Origin of the sequence: Enterobacter sp. 22466 (genome assembly GCF_052044775.1) — a bacterium.
Classification (GTDB): domain Bacteria; phylum Pseudomonadota; class Gammaproteobacteria; order Enterobacterales; family Enterobacteriaceae; genus Enterobacter; species Enterobacter dissolvens.
This window is the reverse complement of the sequence record NZ_JBQENX010000012.1, coordinates 15623-32011: the sequence shown is the minus strand read 5'-3', so window position 1 is coordinate 32011 and position 16389 is coordinate 15623. Positions and strand designations below refer to the sequence as shown.

General features: G+C 54.9%; 14 protein-coding genes. 5 read left to right on the top strand and 9 right to left on the bottom strand.

Features of this window, described 5'->3' with window-relative positions:
• Positions 1 to 13 precede the first annotated feature (13 nt).
• The 3 genes from malM to malK all read right to left on the bottom strand — a co-directional run bounded on the left by malM (position 14) and on the right by malK (position 3561).
• Entirely contained in the window at positions 14 to 958 is a 945-nt protein-coding gene (malM, locus tag ACTJJI_RS23215) for a maltose operon protein MalM (RefSeq protein ID WP_063411732.1), read from the bottom strand.
• 114 nt (positions 959 to 1072) lie between these two features.
• Entirely contained in the window at positions 1073 to 2380 is a 1308-nt protein-coding gene (locus ACTJJI_RS23210) for a maltoporin (RefSeq protein WP_014830276.1), read from the bottom strand.
• A gap of 71 nt (positions 2381 to 2451) precedes the next feature.
• On the bottom strand, positions 2452 to 3561 hold the full coding sequence (gene malK, locus ACTJJI_RS23205; protein ID WP_008500080.1) for a maltose/maltodextrin ABC transporter ATP-binding protein MalK: 1110 nt from the start codon (positions 3559 to 3561) through the stop codon (positions 2452 to 2454).
• Positions 3562 to 3933: 372 nt separating this feature from the next.
• On the opposite strand from malK, the gene malE reads away from it, so the two are divergent.
• The 3 genes from malE (at position 3934) to malG (ending at position 7699) form a co-directional block, all read left to right on the top strand.
• Positions 3934 to 5124, top strand: a complete 1191-nt coding sequence (gene malE / locus ACTJJI_RS23200) for a maltose/maltodextrin ABC transporter substrate-binding protein MalE (RefSeq protein WP_014830274.1) — start codon at positions 3934 to 3936, stop codon at positions 5122 to 5124.
• 125 nt (positions 5125 to 5249) lie between these two features.
• Positions 5250 to 6794: a maltose ABC transporter permease MalF gene (malF, locus tag ACTJJI_RS23195; protein WP_440655727.1), complete on the top strand. Its 1545-nt coding sequence runs from the start codon at positions 5250 to 5252 to the stop codon at positions 6792 to 6794.
• 14 nt (positions 6795 to 6808) lie between these two features.
• Positions 6809 to 7699, top strand: coding sequence for a maltose ABC transporter permease MalG (gene malG / locus ACTJJI_RS23190; protein WP_014830272.1), 891 nt, complete (start codon positions 6809 to 6811; stop codon positions 7697 to 7699).
• 96 nt (positions 7700 to 7795) lie between these two features.
• Here malG and psiE read toward each other — a convergent pair whose 3' ends face one another.
• Positions 7796 to 8206: a phosphate-starvation-inducible protein PsiE gene (gene psiE, locus ACTJJI_RS23185; RefSeq protein ID WP_000202963.1), complete on the bottom strand. Its 411-nt coding sequence runs from the start codon at positions 8204 to 8206 to the stop codon at positions 7796 to 7798.
• Positions 8207 to 8302: 96 nt separating this feature from the next.
• Here psiE and ACTJJI_RS23180 point away from each other — a divergent pair, with 96 nt between their 5' ends.
• Entirely contained in the window at positions 8303 to 8755 is a 453-nt protein-coding gene (locus tag ACTJJI_RS23180; protein WP_046887573.1) for an acyltransferase, read from the top strand.
• Between the two features lie 55 nt (positions 8756 to 8810).
• Here the strand turns inward: ACTJJI_RS23180 and ACTJJI_RS23175 are convergent, their stop codons facing one another.
• From ACTJJI_RS23175 to pgi, 5 genes are all read right to left on the bottom strand, one after another.
• Positions 8811 to 10907, bottom strand: a complete 2097-nt coding sequence (locus tag ACTJJI_RS23175; protein WP_014830270.1) for a YjbH domain-containing protein — start codon at positions 10905 to 10907, stop codon at positions 8811 to 8813.
• Complete coding sequence (locus tag ACTJJI_RS23170; protein WP_072094899.1) at positions 10907 to 11644, bottom strand: capsule biosynthesis GfcC family protein; 738 nt, start codon at positions 11642 to 11644, stop codon at positions 10907 to 10909. The genes ACTJJI_RS23175 and ACTJJI_RS23170 overlap by 1 nt, the downstream gene beginning before the upstream one ends.
• Positions 11641 to 12279, bottom strand: a complete 639-nt coding sequence (locus ACTJJI_RS23165) for a YjbF family lipoprotein (RefSeq protein ID WP_203461770.1) — start codon at positions 12277 to 12279, stop codon at positions 11641 to 11643. The genes ACTJJI_RS23170 and ACTJJI_RS23165 overlap by 4 nt, the downstream gene beginning before the upstream one ends.
• Before the next feature lie 63 nt (positions 12280 to 12342).
• Entirely contained in the window at positions 12343 to 12585 is a 243-nt protein-coding gene (yjbE, locus tag ACTJJI_RS23160) for an exopolysaccharide production protein YjbE (RefSeq protein ID WP_014830267.1), read from the bottom strand.
• Between the two features lie 367 nt (positions 12586 to 12952).
• Positions 12953 to 14602 carry a glucose-6-phosphate isomerase gene (gene pgi / locus ACTJJI_RS23155; protein WP_014830266.1) on the bottom strand — a complete coding sequence of 550 codons (1650 nt, stop codon included), beginning with the start codon at positions 14600 to 14602 and terminating at the stop codon, positions 12953 to 12955.
• A 375-nt stretch (positions 14603 to 14977) separates the two neighbouring features.
• On the opposite strand from pgi, the gene lysC reads away from it, so the two are divergent.
• On the top strand, positions 14978 to 16327 hold the full coding sequence (gene lysC, locus ACTJJI_RS23150) for a lysine-sensitive aspartokinase 3 (RefSeq protein ID WP_014830265.1): 1350 nt from the start codon (positions 14978 to 14980) through the stop codon (positions 16325 to 16327).
• The last annotated feature ends 62 nt before the right edge of the window (positions 16328 to 16389 follow it).

Below are 16389 nucleotides of genomic sequence, written 5' to 3'. Positions count from 1 at the left end.
TGTGGGGAAACGGTTACCCCTTGCCTTTTACACTGCTGATAAAGGTGGAACGGGCAGTGGTTGAACCTAAACGTTCGGCTTCATCAAGCAGTTTCAGCGCCTTATCGACATCACCGCGCTTCACCGCCTGCTTAATGGCGTTGTTGAAGTATTCTTCGGTGTCGTTCAGTACCGGCTCAGCTTTCTTCGCCGGAGCAGGGGCTGCGGTCGCGGCTACCGTAGCCGCTGGCGCGGTATAAACAGGTGCAGCGGTATTCCCCACGGTCACCGGACCTGGACCAGACGAGCCAAACAGTGGGCCAACGAGTACGCTGGAAGCGCTGTTGGTGGAAACTTTCAGTTTGACCAGACCATCAGTGGTATGACGGGCAAGCGGATCCGGAATATCCGGGACAGAGTTACCGGTGCCTTTGGCATAAGCTTTCGCCGGGTCAACCAGCTTTGTTGTCTGCTGCAGATCTTTCTCGGTCGTGAATACCAGAACATAAATTTTTTGCTGACCCAGGGCAGGCGTCAGGCGCATAACACCTTCCAGCCGATCTGCACTCATCACGCCCGGTTCCTGATAGCTAAAATAGTCGCTCGGGAAGAACGCCGATGGCGTCATGTTTTGATCGAGGATCAGGACGTTTGGCGCAAACACGCTGGTCTGTTTGTTCACTTCGCTGGTCAGCGTCAGGGTCAATTCACCAATGTTCGCCGGTACGCTATAAGCCGCAACGGGGCCAGAAATCCCCGGCACATTCAGCTGTTGGCCGCCCATAGAGAGCTGGGTTGACTGCGTTTTGGATTGATCAACCGGCGTCCATGTCAGTTGCTGGAGTGCCGCTGCCGGGATAGCCGGCGCAGCACTGGTATTTTGTGGCACGAAATTCACGTCTGCCAGGGAGACGGCCGGAACACAGGCTAACAGCCCCGCAGAGAGGCACAGCGCGACGAGACTTTTCTTCATTTTCATTGTTATTACCTCTGATAGCGTGAGCACTGCGGTGGCCAGGCAATAGCGCGCAGTACCCTAAGGAGAGAGGGGCTTACGCCCCTCTTTTCAGGTCATTACGTCAGGTCTAACGAATTACCACCAGATTTCCATCTGGGCGCCGAAGGTCCACTCATCGTTGTCGCCACGGCTGAAGGTTTTCGCAGAGGTGTCACTGTAAGCCACACCAGAGGTGTAACCAGTGTCGCTGTTGTTTGCGTAACCCCATTTCTCATCCCACTTCGCGTAGGTTGCGAAGACACGGATAGCCGGACGGGACCAGATGCTGTCGCCAGCCTGCCATTGCTGTGCCAGGGTGATTTTGTACTGGCTGTTTTTCTCGTCAGTTCTCTGAGATTTGACGTTGTCGTAGCCCACTTCCAGCAGGGTGCTCATGATTGGCGTCCATTTGAACATCGGACGAACACCCACAGTCCACCACTCGGTACCGTTGTTATTGTCACGATCGATGTTCTGGTACATACCGACGTACATCAGGTCCCAACGGTCTGCCAGGGTGATTGCACCGTGGTCCAGCACACGCCACATGGAGCCGTCGTTATCAACGCTGCCACCCTGTGGAATACCCTTACCGTTAGAGGTCATGGAGTCCGTACCGTACTGCAGTACGAATTTGTTGAAGCCCTTCATCATGCTCTGGGTGTGTTCAGCAGTGAACAACCAGCCATCTTTAGAAGCGCCAGGCTGCAGGTAGTAGTCGTCAGGAATGTTGGTGTGACCATAGTCAACGCCCAGTTCCAGCGTACCGCCCGGGTTGGTTTCCAGACCGGCTAAACGCACGTCGAAGACGTCATTTGGTACAACATTGTCATAAATACGGTCGCCGTTGGCATCACGATCGGCGAAGGTTGCAGAACCGCCTGATTCAGAAGAGCGGGTGGCTGCCAGAGAGAGTTTACCAAAGCCCAGATCGATGTTTTCAATACCGGCACCAGGACCTGAGATGTCCCAGTAGTAGAAGTCGATCATATGGACGTCATGACGCTGATAGAAGCGCTTACCGGCCCAGATGGTGGAGCCTGGCAGCCACTCAATCAGGTTTTTACCCTGCACGTTAGCTTCACGGAAGGCCGGGCTGGTGGATTCCCAGTCGTTCTGCTGAGAAACGGAATACGCTACGTTAGTGTCGAAATAGAAGCTCTTGTCGCCCTCTTTCCACACTTCCTGGCCCAGTTTCAGCTCAGCGTACGTCTCACATTCGTTACCGAGACGGTATTTACTTTGAGCACCGGTTGCCTGGAAACATTGTTGTTCACCGCCACTCCCGGTCCAGCCAATGCCGGAACGAGCATAACCTTTAAAGTCTACAGCGCCTGCCTGGGCAGACATAATGCCTGCCGCAATGGCGAGTGCCAGAGGGACTTTGCGCAGAGTAATCATCATTCTATCTCCTGAGATCATTGCTTTTCTTTGAACACTTGACCTGTCGGTTTCGTGTCTTCTTTTGGGATTGCTTAAACGCCTGGCTCTTTGTGCAGCCGACGACATGCAGTGCCATCTTCACGGAACAGATGGCAACGCTCTGGCGGCAAACCGATAGCGAATGTGGCACCCTCTTCTACCAACACCACGTCATTCTGGCGGTAGACCAGGTTCTGACGGATGGCGGGGATCTGGATATGAATCTGTGTTTCGTGACCAAGTTGTTCGACGACCTGAACTTCACCTTCCAGCGTCACATCGGCGATGTGGCTCGGCAGTAAATGCTCAGGACGAATACCGAGGGACATGTTGGCCCCCACCTGTACGTTGGCGCTGTCGACCGGCAGCCAGACTTGCTGACGGTTTGGCAACTCCACCTGTACCTGTTCAATGGCTGTCGCCGTGACCTTGACGGGCAGGAAGTTCATCTTTGGCGAGCCAATAAAGCCCGCAACAAAGCGGTCTGCCGGATAGTGATACAGCTCCAGCGGTTTACCCACCTGTGCCACGCGGCCGGCGTCCAGCACCACAATTTTGTCGGCCAGCGTCATCGCTTCGACCTGATCGTGGGTGACGTAAATCATCGTGCGGCCAAGACGTTTATGCAGACGGGAGATTTCGATACGCATCTGGACGCGCAGCGCGGCATCCAGGTTAGAAAGCGGTTCATCCAGCAGGAAGACGCGCGGTTCGGCAACCAGCGTACGGCCAATCGCGACGCGCTGACGCTGTCCACCAGAAAGCGCCTTCGGTTTACGCTCCAGCAGGTGTGCCAGCTGTAACACTTCCGCCACCTGCGTGACGCGCTGGTTAATCACCTCTTTTTTTGCCCCCGCCAGCTTCAGGCCAAAGGACATGTTCTCGGCGACGGAAAGATGGGGATAAAGTGCATAAGACTGGAACACCATGCCGACGCCTCGTTCGGCAGGCGGGATGTCGTTCATTCGGGTATCACCAATCAGCAAATCACCGCTGGTGATGGTTTCAAGACCGGCAATCATACGCAGCAGAGTTGATTTACCGCAGCCAGATGGGCCAACAAACACCACGAATTCACCTTCGTGGATGTCGAGATTGATGTCTTTTGACACCACCACATCGCCCCAGGCTTTCGTTACATTACGCAGCTGTACGCTCGCCATGCCCTTCTCCCTTCGTTACAACCTGTCACCGACAGAAACATTCAAGATAAGTTCACTATGGGGTATCCATTACTTTCGCGAATCCTCCACCCCCCGGCTTTTTTATGGGGGAGGAGGCGGGAGGATGAGAGAGCAGGCTCTGCGACCGCAGCTGGCGGGCTGAGGCAAAATTCGTGAAGCCACCTGCAAAATTCAGCGTGTTTTTATGTGCGCCAGCACTCATAACTTAAATTTATGCAACACAGATCACACAAACCGGGGGTGGGGCGTAGGGGTTGGGAGGATGGAAAGAGGATGTCAAATAAGGAGACTGAGACACGTTGAACCACCTCAGTGTATCCACGAGCACATCACCAAAAAAGGATGGCAGATATGAAGATCAAGACTGGCGCACGCGTTTTCGCATTGTCCGCCCTGGCAGCAATGATGATTTCCGCACCGGCTCTCGCCAAAATTGAAGAAGGTAAGCTGGTTATCTGGATTAACGGCGACAAAGGCTATAACGGCCTGGCCGAAGTGGGTAAAAAATTCGAGAAAGACACCGGAATCAAAGTCACCGTAGAACACCCGGACAAGCTGGAAGAGAAATTCCCGCAGGTTGCGGCAACCGGTGACGGCCCGGACATCATCTTCTGGGCGCATGACCGTTTCGGAGGTTATGCACAATCCGGCCTGCTGGCGGAAGTCACACCTGATAAAGCCTTCCAGGACAAACTGTTCCCGTTCACCTGGGACGCCGTTCGCTATAACGGCAAGCTGATCGCTTACCCAATCGCGGTGGAAGCCCTGTCTCTGATTTATAACAAAGACCTGGTGCCTAACCCGCCGAAAACCTGGGAAGAGATCCCGAAACTGGATAAAGAGCTGAAAGCGAAAGGTAAGAGCGCGCTGATGTTCAACCTGCAGGAGCCGTACTTCACCTGGCCGCTGATTGCTGCCGATGGCGGTTACGCGTTCAAGTTTGAAAACGGCAAATATGACGTCAAAGACGTGGGCGTGGACAATGCGGGTGCGAAAGCGGGTCTGACCTTCCTGGTCGATCTGATCAAGAACAAACACATGAACGCGGATACCGATTACTCCATCGCGGAAGCGGCGTTCAACAAAGGCGAAACCGCGATGACCATCAACGGTCCGTGGGCCTGGACCAACATCGACAAGAGCAAAATCAACTACGGCGTGACGCTGCTGCCAACCTTCAACGGCAAACCGTCTAAACCGTTCGTTGGCGTGCTGAGCGCAGGTATCAACGCCGCCAGCCCGAATAAAGAGCTGGCGAAAGAGTTCCTCGAAAACTACCTGCTGACCGATCAGGGTCTGGATGAAGTGAACAAAGACAAACCGCTGGGTGCCGTCGCGCTGAAATCCTTCCAGGATCAGCTGGCGAAAGACCCACGTATCGCGGCAACCATGGATAACGCCCAGAAAGGCGAAATCATGCCGAACATCCCACAGATGGCCGCGTTCTGGTATGCCACCCGTACTGCGGTGATTAACGCCGCAAGTGGTCGTCAGACTGTCGATGCCGCGCTGAAAGATGCACAGGGTCGTATTACTAAGTAATGCCGTAGTCCCCTCTCCCTCTGGGAGAGGGTTAGGGTGAGGGTTGTCGCTATCTGCACGCCCTCACCCCGGCTCTCTCCCCCAGGAGAGGGAGAAAAGATCAAACGTTGTAGAGGAAGAACCCCATGGATGTCATTAAAAAGAAACATTGGTGGCAAAGCGACGTGCTGAAGTGGTCAGCGATCGGTCTGCTCTGTCTGCTGGTGGGTTACCTTGTTGTTTTAATGTACGTACAAGGGGAATATCTGTTTGCCATCATGACGCTGATTTTAAGCTCTGCTGGCCTGTATATTTTCGCCAACCGTAAGGCGTATGCCTGGCGTTATGTCTATCCGGGCGTGGCCGGGATGGGGCTGTTTGTCCTGTTCCCGCTGATCTGTACTATCGCTATCGCATTCACTAACTACAGCAGCACCAACCAGCTCGCGCAAGAGCGCGCCACTCAGGTGCTTCTGGACCGTTCTTATCAGGCAGGCAAGACCTTCAACTTTGGTTTGTATCCTGCGGGTGACGAATGGAAATTAGCACTGACTGACGGCGAGAGCGGCAAAACCTTTATTTCAGACGCTTTCAAATTTGGCGGCGAGCAGAAGCTGGTCTTAAAAGAGGCCCCTGCCCTGCCGGAAGGCGAACGCGCAAACCTGCGTATCATTACCCAGAACCGTCAGGCGCTGACTCAGCTCACCGCCGTGCTGCCAGATGAAAGCAAAGTGACCATGAGCTCGCTGCGCCAGTTCTCCGGCACGCAGCCACTCTACACCCTGGCAGATGACGGCACGCTGACGAATAACCAGAGCGGCGTGAAGTACCGTCCGAACAACGATATTGGTTTCTATCAGTCTGTAAACGCCGACGGCAGCTGGGGTGATGACAAACTCAGCCCGGGTTATACCGTGACCATCGGCTGGGACAACTTTACCCGCGTGTTTACCGACGAAGGGATCCAGAAGCCGTTCTTTGCTATCTTCGTCTGGACGGTGGTCTTCTCCGTACTGACGGTACTCCTGACCGTTGCCGTGGGTATGGTGCTGGCCTGCCTCGTGCAGTGGGAAGCCCTGAAAGGCAAAGCGATCTACCGCGTGCTGCTGATCCTGCCGTATGCCGTACCGTCGTTTATCTCAATTCTGATTTTCAAAGGGCTGTTTAACCAGAGCTTCGGTGAAATCAACATGATGCTGAGCGCGCTGTTCGGCATCAAACCGGCCTGGTTCAGCGACCCGACTACCGCCCGTTCGATGATTATCATCGTCAACACCTGGCTGGGTTATCCGTACATGATGATCCTGTGTATGGGCCTGCTGAAGGCCATCCCGGACGACCTGTACGAAGCCTCGGCAATGGATGGCGCGGGTCCGTTCCAGAACTTCTTTAAGATTACGCTGCCGCTGCTCATCAAGCCGCTGACCCCGCTGATGATTGCCAGCTTTGCCTTCAACTTTAACAACTTCGTGCTGATTCAGCTGTTGACCAACGGTGGCCCGGATCGTCTCGGTACCACCACGCCGGCCGGCTATACCGACCTGCTCGTGAGCTACACCTATCGCATCGCCTTTGAAGGCGGCGGCGGTCAGGACTTTGGTCTGGCGGCAGCGATTGCCACCCTGATCTTCCTGCTGGTGGGCGCACTAGCGATAGTGAACCTGAAAGCCACACGAATGAAATTTGACTAAGGAGGGCATCGATCATGGCTATGGTACAACCCAAATCTCAGAAACTGCGCCTCCTGGCGACGCACTTAGGGCTGCTGATTTTTATTGCGGCGATCATGTTCCCGCTGCTGATGGTCATCGCCATCTCCCTGCGTTCGGGTAACTTCGCTACCGGCAGCCTGATCCCGGACGAAATCTCCTGGGAGCACTGGAAGCTCGCGCTGGGCTTCAGCGTGGAGCATGCCGATGGCCGCGTCACCCCGCCGCCGTTCCCGGTGCTGTTATGGCTGTGGAATTCGGTGAAAATCGCCGGGATCACTGCGATAGGTATTGTGACGCTCTCCACGACCTGTGCATACGCTTTCGCCCGTATGAAGTTCCCGGGCAAGGCCTCACTGCTGAAAGGGATGCTGATTTTCCAGATGTTCCCGGCGGTACTGTCTCTGGTCGCGTTGTATGCCTTGTTTGACCGCCTGGGCCAGTATGTCCCGTTTATCGGCCTGAACACCCACGGCGGCGTGATCTTCGCCTATCTTGGCGGTATCGCCCTGCATGTGTGGACCATCAAAGGCTATTTCGAAACCATCGACGGCTCGCTGGAAGAAGCGGCGGCGCTGGATGGCGCGACGCCATGGCAGGCGTTCCGTCTGGTTCTGCTGCCGCTGTCGGTGCCTATCCTGGCGGTGGTGTTTATCCTGTCGTTTATCGCCGCCATCACCGAAGTGCCGGTCGCGTCTCTGTTACTGCGTGATGTGAATAGTTACACCCTCGCCGTGGGTATGCAGCAATACCTCAACCCGCAAAACTACCTGTGGGGCGACTTTGCTGCGGCGGCCGTACTCTCTGCCATCCCGATTACCGTGGTGTTCCTGCTGGCCCAGCGCTGGCTGGTCAACGGCCTGACGGCGGGCGGTGTGAAAGGTTAAGTTTCATCTGTTATGCCACTGCAACCCTCAACTTTAGACGTATTGTATTAACCCAACTTGTGACTGTTGTTAGGCGCTCTTCGGAGCGCCATTTTTTTATTCGCGCTTCAGCCGCTTCGAATTACACAACCAGAGGGTGATCACCAGCAGCAGGATCGCCGCCGAGTAGATCAGCACATCAAGGGGAGATTTATGATCGACGATGATCAGCCGCACTATCGCGGTGATCCCAATGTAGACAAAATAGCGCAGCGGGAAGTGAAAGCCTGACTGGAAATACTTCACAATCAGGGCGATAAATTCAAAGTAGAGAAAGTAGACCACCAGGCCTTCCACCAGCGCATATTTGCTGGTTTGCTCGGGGGCGAACAGCACATCTGCCAGATGCACCGTCTCTTTACCCAAAAAGACGACCAGGATCAGGCCAAGGCTCAGCAGACCGAGGTTCAGCACGGTCTGGAGGATAGTTGAGATGAACTCAACGCGCGGGCGAGTCAGGGATGTCATACAGCACCTCATTCTCCAGGGCGGGGTTCCTGTATAACGCAAAAATGTGACGTGGATCTATATTTTTTAATTATGTTTTATGTACGGAGGTAACGGATGGAGCGCAGACCTACCGGGGTTCGCAACGTAACCTGTGGCGAAAATGTCACTCTTTATGAGCCCTGCAATCTTTATGACTGCGTGCTTGGCAACGGTGTGTTTGTCGGCCCGTTTGTTGAAATCCAGGGCCATACGCGCATTGGCGATGAGAGCAAAATTCAGTCGCACACCTTCATTTGCGAATATGTCAGCATAGGCGAACGCTGTTTTATTGGTCATGGGGTGATGTTTGCCAACGATATGTTTCGCGACGGCAAACCCAATGCTGACCGGAACAGCTGGGGACGCATTACCGTGGGAAATGATGTGTCGATAGGCAGCGGGGCGACCATCCTGGCGGTCTCCATCTGCGACGGGGTGGTGATTGGTGCGGGGAGCGTGGTGACCAAATCCATCACCGAGAAAGGCATTTATGCGGGAAACCCGGCGAGGCTGCTGCGCCGCTTGTGAGTTGCCCGGTGGCGCTGGCGCTTACCGGGCCTACAACAGAAAAGGATAAGGGCTATCAGCGGAAGTTAATGTTCTTATCGCTGGTCATGTCATATAGCTGGAACTTACGACCCAACTGCTGGCCCCCATCGCGCGTCAGCGGCGTCCAGCCAATGGCCGCACGGCTGCGGGTTGGGCCGGATGAGAACAGATCCAGTGGAATCGACACATACACCCCTTTGGTGAAGTCCCCTTCCCCGTATTCGTCCGGCGAAACGTTGGTGATGGTGGCGTAACCGCCTACCACCACTCCGCTGTCGAAGTGTTTGGAGATATCCAGCGTGCCGCCCTTATCGCCCGCCAGGTACTGACCCACGCTGGCTTTCACCAGCACGTCCTGGGCGAACGACGGCGTCCAGTAGGCCGTCAGGTGACCGGTTTTCACGCTATAGTCGGTGAACTTCATCATGTCCTGCGCGCTACGCCAGTCACGCTGTTTAACGTAGTTGGCATCAATACCAAACGCCCAGTTGCTGTCCACCGGACGATAAAGCACTTCCGCACCCGCACCGCCGTACATGGTTTCCAGATAGCCGCCGTAGACCTGACCGTAGAAGCCATTACCGAAGTACTGGAAGTAGTTGGCCTGCAGGTTGTTTACGTAGGCATCGTTCTGCACATACTCACGGACGCGGGTACGCACGCGGGGCAGCTTCGAGTCGTTCGGCGGATTGGTGTAGTTGAACTTGTCGTAGTTGTTGGCAAGGTTGCCAAACAGGCTGCCGGTGGTCAGCAGGTGGTCGGTCACCCACAGATCCGCCGTTGCCATCACGCCCAACTGGTACATGTAGAAGTTTTCCGGCCCACCGACAGACTGGTTTAGCACCGGGTCGATGTGGAAATCGAAGCGCGATTTATCGATATACCAGCCCTGCTCGGTCGTCTCCGGCACGATCGGCTCAACGCGTTTTTGTACCAGCTCGGTTTCATGCCCCAGCGGCTCGCCCTCCAGATGGCGCTTAAGGCTGGCCACGTCCGTTTCCGTCGTCACCTGCGGCAGGTTCAGGCGGTTCTCCGTTACGCGGATCGTGCGGATCCCCTCCGGCAGATCGTTCATGATGATCCGGTTGGCACGTTCGATCCCTTCCCGCGAGTCGCGATATTTCACCTGCTCGCCGGTCACGTACAGCGTATCGCCTTTCACCTGAATCTTCGGATCGGCCAGACCAGCGTTATATTTCAGCAGTGTCAGCTGATTGGCCACCACGGAGTGCTGCAGAATGGCATCCTGAGGCTCTGGCTGATATGCAGGCCGCGCGTTGTCGTTATAGTGCGGTCGCATATCGTTAAAGTTCGTGCGCAGCGTAAAGCCGAACATGACGGTATTGCCGCGCTCGTAGCTGAGGTTAACGTCGGCCCAATCGGTGACGCGGTAAATGGCGCCGACGTTAAACTTGCTCTTCTGCTCAATTTTCCCGGCGAAGTCCTGTGAGTAGTCGTTTCCTTCGTACTCCAGCTTCAGGCGCAGCGGCTGCCACGGCGTCTGATACTCCACGCCGCCAAACAGGGACGCCGGGCCATGGAACATCTGGTCACCGTTAATGGAACCCGCTTTCTGATAGCTGTTATCGCGATAGCAGAATTTGTCGCTGTAAGTGCAGAACGGGTTTTTCACGTTGCCGCTGGTACCGAGATAGCCCCAGCCAAGCCCCAGTGAGAAGTCAAACGGCCCCCAGGCCTTACTGGCGACAATGTACTCCGCGTCGAACAGGCCGGTACCGCCGATATCTTTCGCCCCCACGGAAACCTGCGGCATCCAGTAGCTCTCTTCCCACAGACGCAGTTTTACGTCGAAGGCTTTATCTTTGTAGGTTTGATCGCCGGAGAACGCGTCCACGCTGCTGTACTGTTTCGTCCGTACGTCGGTGTAACGCAGCGTGGTTTCGAGCCATGGGAACAGCTGTACGGATGCAGAATAGTAGCGGTACTGGTCGTTATCACGATAGTTAAGGCTAATTTCCCCTTCTCGCGCCATACGCGCGGTAGGGGTTTGCAGTAAACCGACGCCACCGAAGTCTGACTGAGACGGGCCAATGGGTGCCGGATACGTTTCTGCATGACAGGCGGCACTCACACACAGTGCCAGCATGCTATAGAGATAGGTTTTTTTCATTATTCCGGTATCCGCTGTATCAGGGAATGAAGGATATCGGCATTCAGCCCGTCATACGCCTTCGTCCAGAAGTGGTCGGCAAAACCGACAAAAATTATGCTGCCTGGCATAGGTTCGATATGCCGCTTGTTCCAGTAGGCGACCGGTGCTTTTTGCGTGTTCCCGTCAGGGTAAATCACCCAGGCGTAGCTGTTATCCGCACCACTCAACAGGCTCTGCTCGTCGAGATAGCTCGCCACGTCGCGGCCGGGGGTAAAAGGCTTTTTCCCCGGACTGCTGATAAGCCCCATCACGGTGATGGTGGTAGGCTGCGCGGGGAGCCAGAGCGTGTAGTCGCCCTCGAGTGCCGGATTGCCTTTTTCCGTCACGCGGACTTCATCCGGATCGAGATTGACCTTTTGTCTTCCGGTGACCTTCAGCGCCAGAAGCTGCTGGCGAAGGCTGTTAATGGCTGCCGCATCGTCACCGTCTTCCTGCTCTGCTAACCCGGTTAACCTGGCGAGCAGCGCCTTGTGTTTTTGTTCCGCCTCAACCGTTGCCTGCCGCTCACCGATCACCGCCCCTGGCCACCAGCTGTTTGCCAGTCTTGGCTGGCCGACGAGATCAATCAGATGCCCGGCGTTCGTCAACGTTTTGGGCTGCGCGTTGTCCGGTGTGTAGACCTTCACCGTCCCGGCAGACCAGGCGAGCGGTGTGGCAAAGCTTGCGATCAGCGCAACGCGAATAAGTGTTTTCATGATTTCGCGGCCTTGATCAGCGTGGTTTTGACCGGGAAGAATCCGGCACCCAGATACTGCAATGACTGGCGGATCTGCCCGTCCTCATCCACCCAGAAACGGTTATGCCAGGTCGCCCGATCGGTCGTGACCTCTTCATCCAGTACGCGAACCTGAGTTTCGTCGCTGCCTACCCTGACGCTGTCCGTACCGTCCCAGCGGAAGGTAGAGCGGGCGGTGGCGTAACGAACCTGCTTGTGTTCCGTCCACCCCATTGTCCGCGTCCAGCTTGCACCGTCGGTGATCTGGTTCGGTTTGATGAGCGGATCGGCCGCGAGGTTGTTGACCTCGAGGAGGTTGTCGCCACCGAGCAGGGTTTTCACAATACGGCTATGTTGCGTCACGATGGTGGCCTGATCCTGCGTCACCCATTTCTGCTGCCCGTTTTCATCGAAAGCGAGCACCACAAACAGTTGCGGCCCTTCGTTGAGCTGCATGTACTGACTGGCATACGGCATGTTCTGAAGTTCATCATCGGTCAAATGCACGCCCGGTGTACCGAACATGCTTTCCCACAGTGAATTACCCAGCCCTTTGGTGGTGGCCGAGCACGCCTGCAACAGCAGGCAAATCAGGATGATTGCAGGTCGCTTCACGACTCTTCTCCGAAGGGGCGAAATAACCACACCGAAGTGTGGTTATGATTAAAACACCCGCTATTACTGGGTGCTGGTCGTTGTGGTGGTCGTGGTTCCGGTATTGGAGCCATCACCGCCACCGGTTGCCGCCAGCGCGACACCCACGGCTGAGCTTACGGTGCTGGCGCTGGCTGCGGTAGAAATCCCCGCAGACGCAGACGTCGCAGCCGACCCTGCTGCTTCCCCGACCTGAACCGGAGCTGCATAAACAGATGTCGCCGCAAGCGCAGATATGGCAAAAATGCCATACAGTACTTTCTTCATAACAATTTCCCTTCAATGAATGAATGGAGATTTGCCCGAAAAGAATTCCAGGCGGATTCGAGTATACACAACTAAAGCAGAGGGATTGCCGTACGGATAAATAGAGGAAGGGTTTTCGGACTATTGGATAAAATTGAAATACAAGAACAATTTAGAAATTAAAGAATAAATAAAAATCAAATAGATATAATTACACTCAGTAAAATCACTACTCCGTATAATCCTAAAATAAACCGTACTCATTAACCGGTCAAAGGGTATTTTCAGATAAAACTCAGAACGGGAATTTGAGCTAAATAACAGACATCAGGAATTATCCGATAAAAAAATGCCGGCATATCGCCGGCACGTTTTTATGAAGATTTAATTACGCACGCCATGCTTTATAGCGGTTAATCAAACCATTTGTCGAGCTGTCGTGGCTGCTAATCGCCTTATCATCACCCAGCTCAGGCAGAATGCGGTTCGCCAGCTGTTTGCCCAGCTCAACGCCCCACTGGTCAAAGGTGAAGATGTTCAGGATAGCGCCCTGCGTGAAGATCTTATGCTCATAAAGGGCAATCAGCGCGCCCAGGCTGAACGGCGTGATTTCACGCAACAGGATGGAGTTGGTTGGACGGTTGCCTTCGAACACTTTGAACGGCACAACGTGTTCCAGGGTGGCTGGATCTTTACCCTGGTCACGGTATTCCTGCTCTACTACCTCGCGGGATTTACCAAACGCCAGCGCTTCAGTCTGAGCGAAGAAGTTAGACAGCAGTTTCGGATGGTGATCAGACAGCGGGTTATGGGTGATAGCCGGGGCGATGAAATCGCACGGTACCATTTTGGTTCCCTGGTGAATCAGCTGATAGAACGCGTGCTGACCGTTGGTGCCTGGCTCACCCCAGATGATTGGGCCAGTCTGGTAATCCACCGCGTTGCCGTTACGGTCAACGTATTTACCGTTGGATTCCATATTGCCCTGCTGGAAGTAGGCCGCGAAGCGGTGCATGTACTGGTCGTATGGCAGGATCGCTTCGGTCTCAGCGCCGAAGAAGTTGTTGTACCAGATGCCGATAAGTGCCAGCAGCACTGGCAGGTTTTTCTCAGGTGCGGTGGTGGAGAAGTGTTTGTCCATCGCGTGCGCGCCGGAGAGCAGCTCAACAAAGTTGTCGAAGCCCACGGAGAGGATGATGGACAGACCGATCGCGGACCACAGAGAGTAACGGCCACCCACCCAGTCCCAGAATTCAAACATGTTTGCAGTATCAATACCGAACTCACCGACCGCTTTACCGTTGGTGGACAGAGCCGCAAAGTGCTTCGCCACGTGCTTGTTGTCGCCCGCGGTTTTCAGGAACCAGTCGCGCGCACTGTGGGCGTTGGTCATGGTTTCCTGGGTGGTGAAGGTTTTAGACGCCACCAGGAACAGGGTGGTTTCCGGGTTCACGTTCTTCAGCACTTCGGCGATGTGGGTACCATCGACGTTAGAGACAAAGTGCATGTTGAGGTGGTTTTTGTATGGACGCAGCGCTTCGGTCACCATGAACGGGCCGAGGTCAGAGCCGCCGATACCGATGTTAACCACGTCGGTGATCGCTTTGCCGGTGTAGCCTTTCCAGCTTCCGGAGATGATCGCTTCAGAGAAGGCTTTCATCTTTTCCAGCACCGCGTTCACTTCCGGCATCACATCTTTGCCATCAACGATGATTGGCGTATTGCTACGGTTACGCAGTGCCACGTGCAGCACGGCACGGTCTTCGGTGCGGTTGATCTTCTCACCGGAGAACATGGATTTGATGGCGTCGGCAAGCTGAGTCTCTTTTGCCAGATCCTGCAGTTTCGCCAGCGTCTCTTCGGTAATGCGGTTTTTGGAGAAATCCACCAGCATCAGGTCATCGAAGGTCGCGGAGAATTTGTTGAAACGATCGGCATCGTTCGCGAACAGCTCCGCGATAGTGACGTCTTTCATTTCATCAAAATGTTTTTGTAGTGCCTGCCAGGCAGCGGTCTGCGTTGGGTTGATGTTTTTCATTAGCAATACTCTTCTGATTTGAGAATTGTGACTGCGGTCGATTGTAGCGCCTGCAAATAAAAATTGTGATGGTTTTTATGCCATTGCCCTGGCCTGCATCAAACGCAGGTGAAAAGACCCGAAAAGTATAGCTGCTGACGCGCCCACCCGTGGCGGCGAAATGTCGGTCAAAACCGGGTAAAATGAAGCATAAAATATGGCCCTGTTATAAGTCCTGTTTCTCAGGGGTACCCCCCCATGAAAAATCCGCATAATCCCGGCATTGACAGGACCTCCCCCGCATTTTATTTATAGGGCCGTATTTTGCGCCTGCACCTGTTTTCGTTTCATTCTTGTGCCATGGTCGCTTTATTCATTCCCTGACACGAGGTTGTTATGACGAGTTTTGTGGTCGCCAAGTTTGGCGGCACCAGTGTGGCAGATTACGATGCCATGAACCGCAGCGCCGATGTGGTGCTGGCCGATCCGAATACCCGCCTGGTAGTGCTTTCTGCCTCTGCTGGCGTGACGAACCTGCTGGTTTCTCTGTCTGAAGGACTGGAGGCCACCGAGCGCTTCGTTAAGCTGGACGCACTGCGCAAAATTCAGTTCGACATCCTTGAACGTCTGCAGAATCCAAACGTGATCCGCGAGGAAGTAGAGCGCCTGCTGGAAAATATCACCACGCTGGCAGAAGCCGCTTCTCTGGCCACCTCCACCGCCCTGACCGATGAACTGGTCAGCCACGGTGAGCTCATGTCCACCCTGCTGTTTGTTGAAATCATGCGTGAACGTCATGTTCAGGCACAGTGGTTCGACGTGCGTAAAATCATGCGCACCAGCGATCGCTTTGGCCGCGCCGAGCCGGACGTGGAAGCGCTGGCCGAGCTGACCAATCAGCAGCTGGCCCCGCGCCTGGATGAGGGTATCGTGATCACCCAGGGCTTTATCGGCAGCGAAGCCAAAGGCCGCACCACCACGCTTGGCCGTGGCGGCAGTGACTACACCGCGGCGCTGCTGGGCGAAGCGCTGCACGCGACCCGCGTCGATATCTGGACTGACGTCCCGGGGATCTACACCACCGATCCACGCGTCGTCTCTGCGGCAAAACGTATTGATGTGATTGCGTTTGAAGAAGCGGCGGAAATGGCGACCTTCGGTGCGAAAGTGCTGCACCCGGCAACGCTGCTGCCTGCCGTGCGTAGTGATATCCCGGTCTTTGTCGGTTCAAGTAAAGATCCGAAAGCGGGCGGTACGCTGGTATGCAAGAAAACCGAAAACCCACCGCTGTTCCGCGCGCTGGCCCTGCGCCGTAAGCAAACGCTGGTCACGCTGCACAGCCATAATATGCTGCACTCGCGCGGCTTCCTGGCGGAAGTGTTTGGCATCCTGGCGCGTCATAATATCTCCGTGGATCTGATCACCACCTCCGAAGTGAGCATCGCGCTGACGCTGGACACCACCGGTTCAACCTCAACGGGTGACACCCTGCTGACGCAGTCGTTGCTGATTGAGTTGTCTGAACTGTGCCGCGTGGAAGTAGAAGAAAACCTGGCGCTGGTGGCGATCATCGGTAATAAGCTGTCGCGCGCCTGTGGCGTGGGCAAAGAGGTCTTCGGGGTACTCGATCCGTTCAATATCCGTATGATTTGCTACGGTGCCTCCAGCTACAACCTCTGCTTCCTGGTGCCAGCTGAGCAGGCGGAGCAGGTTGTGCAAAAACTTCATCAGAATTTGTTTGAATAAAATTCGTTAGCACGATAAACAATACCTATAAGCCGGGCACAGACCCGGCTTTTTTATAACTA